Annotated in this window: 2 protein-coding genes and 1 pseudogene; 1 reads left to right on the top strand and 2 read right to left on the bottom strand. The window is 38.5% G+C overall.

Translation table 11 applies throughout. The features are described 5' to 3' along the window. Positions 1-834: 834 nt before the first annotated feature. The gene (locus CK510_RS07650) at positions 835-1,458 is read left to right on the top strand and encodes a CPP1-like family protein (protein WP_095721138.1); all 624 of its coding nucleotides are present in this window, start codon (positions 835-837) and stop codon (positions 1,456-1,458) included. Positions 1,459-1,523: 65 nt separating this feature from the next. Here CK510_RS07650 and CK510_RS07645 read toward each other — a convergent pair whose 3' ends face one another. Together CK510_RS07645 and CK510_RS07640 are read right to left on the bottom strand one after the other, a co-directional pair. Continuing rightward, entirely contained in the window at positions 1,524-2,219 is a 696-nt protein-coding gene (locus CK510_RS07645; RefSeq protein ID WP_095721137.1) for an HAD family hydrolase, read from the bottom strand. 103 nt (positions 2,220-2,322) lie between these two features. Then, positions 2,323-2,523, bottom strand: a pseudogene (locus CK510_RS07640) (4-hydroxyphenylpyruvate dioxygenase); the annotation flags it as partial.

Genomic DNA, 2,523 nt, shown 5'->3' with positions numbered 1-2,523 from the left:
GAATCTTGGCGGGAGCCATGACCATCACTTTGCACAAAAATTATAGGATTAAGTTAGGGAATCTACCACACAAAAGACGAGATTTTCGCTTTGGGGTAATAGAATCTACAAGGCTAAGAGACAAAATCCCTGATTTTCCAAATACTAGTCCAATCAGGATTTATGAGCAATAAACTAAAGAAGAAATTATCCTGGTAATGTTACCTGGAAATCAAAATTCCAACTTTTGTGATTTTCCATCTGGTATTCACCAGCGTCGATGCTCGAATCTTAACCGTATCTTCATAGTAATCTAGAATGCTTTAGGTTATTCTAGTTACTAGGTAGTTTGAAACGCTTTAATTTTAAATCGAGATGTAGCTAGATGCCACAGGCGATTATCACGTTTATTATTTAAACTTTAGTTAAGGTATGGTAAGTAACCACACTGAAAATGTAAAAGATATATTTTTCATGAACTGTACCTTTTAGGTATTGTTATCTCAAATTCTAGATTAAAGCCCGAATCCCTCAACGACATGAGGGGATACACGGACTTATTTTAATATGTTAAAGTGACTATAGTTAAAATTACCATATCAACAAAAGAGACTAATGCTAATATCCGATTAGGATGTGTTTGTTTAGGATGAAACGAGGTTTCGACATTTTAGAGCAAAGAGATGTTAAAATATTCTTCTTGATATCTAAATGACAAGGCTGAGTTAACCTAGTTAGACCGAGGCTACAAGTTTCGACTGGCGAAAGTCTAAATTTTCACTTAAAAGTACCTAAATCTCTTTTGTTCTTTACATTTAATCGCCTCTGAAACTAAGGCTAAAATAATTGATTCCCATGAGCGATCAAAATCCCTACGAAAAACTTGGGGTATCTGAAGATGCTAGCTTTGAAGAAATTCAAAACCTTCGTACTCGTCTTCTAGAGCAGAATAGCGGTGATGCCAAGCGCTTGGAGGTAATTGAAACTGCCTACGATGCGATTTTAATGGATCGCTTGCGGATGCGCCAAGAAGGCAAAATTAAAGTGCCCGAACGTATCCGTTTTCCAGAACGTCTCGTACAGCCACCTTCACAACAAATTTTACCACGTCGCGAGCAGTCACCTATGTGGTTGGCTAAAATGCTCGATAAGCCGACGGTTGGTGATGTGGTTCTGCCTTTGGCTTGGTATTCAGGTTTAAGCGCGATCGCATTGTTTTATCGTGCTGGGGGCAACCAAGCTTTACAGTTGGCTTTGGTGGTGGGAGTTGGGATTACTGTATATTTCTTAAATCGCAAGGAGAGCAAGCTCGGCAGGGCTGTGTTGTGGACTTTTGCGGGGTTGGTTATTGGTTTGGTAGGTGGAGGGTTGTTGGCTAGTTTTGTACCGCAAAGTATCTTACCTGGTTTGTCAGTTGAGCAATTTTCGACTGTATTTACGTTTATATTGCTGTGGTTGATTAGCAGTTTTTTCCGCTAGAAGAATCTTGATTACCAATTGAATGGTATAGAGACGTTCTACTCGAACGTCTTTATTTTTGGCGATTATGGGATATTCTGCTGCCAATTATCCAAAATTATATCCACGGCAATGCTAATACTTTTAACAATTAAATCAGGTTCGTAATTTTCTAGTTGAATGCGATCGCGTATTCCACATTCTACAGCAATTACCCTAATTCCATGTCTTTTAGCTGCTGCGATATCGGCTTCTGTATCTCCAATCATCCAAGTGTTAGCTACTGGTAGTTCAGTAAGGGCACGTTTCATTAATAACGGTTTATCTTCAATATCACGAGTTTTTACGTAATCGTTACCCAAGCAGTAACGGCGATTTTCTGGGAAAAATTCACCTAAATTAAATTTTGTCAAAGCATAGTCCAGTTCTCGAACACGACGCATTGTCATCACAGCTAAATCAATCTTCAATTGTTGAATTTTTGATAATGTATCAACTGCACCATCGGCAAGCACGTCATATTCAAAATAGGGTTGAGTATGGACGGTTTGCTTCCGTAACTGGGAAAAAACTTCAGCTTGCCCCCCATCTAATCCAGAAATCATCCCAATTTCGATTTCCGGAATGCGATCGCGTTTCATTTGCCAAAATTCAGCCTTGGATAGTTGCTTGATTTGCTGTTGTGGATGGCGAGTTTTTTCTAAACAAAGTTCGTAAACACGATAATAACGTTCAGAAACGTCAACAATCGGACCATCAAAATCTGTAATTATTCTCAACATTCTTCGATTAAGTATAAATGCTTAATGTAAAGATTTATTAACAGAATATCCCAGGTGCGGTTACGTCAATGTTTTAAATAGTTGATGTGTGAGTTCAGAAACACTAATGTAAACTGCCTCGTTTCATTTGTTCTCGTTCGATCGCTTCAAATAGAGCGCGAAAATTCCCTTCTCCAAAACCTTTCGCGAGGTTGCGACGTTCGATAAACTCGAAGAAAAATGTCGGTTTTCCGAAAATTGGTTGGGTAAAGATTTGTAATAGCAGAGCATCAGATTTATTTTCTTGCCAATCAACCAAGATTTG

This window comes from Brunnivagina elsteri CCALA 953, assembly GCF_002289455.1.
Taxonomy (GTDB): domain Bacteria; phylum Cyanobacteriota; class Cyanobacteriia; order Cyanobacteriales; family Nostocaceae; genus Brunnivagina; species Brunnivagina elsteri.
This window is presented reverse-complemented; position numbering and strand designations above follow the sequence as displayed.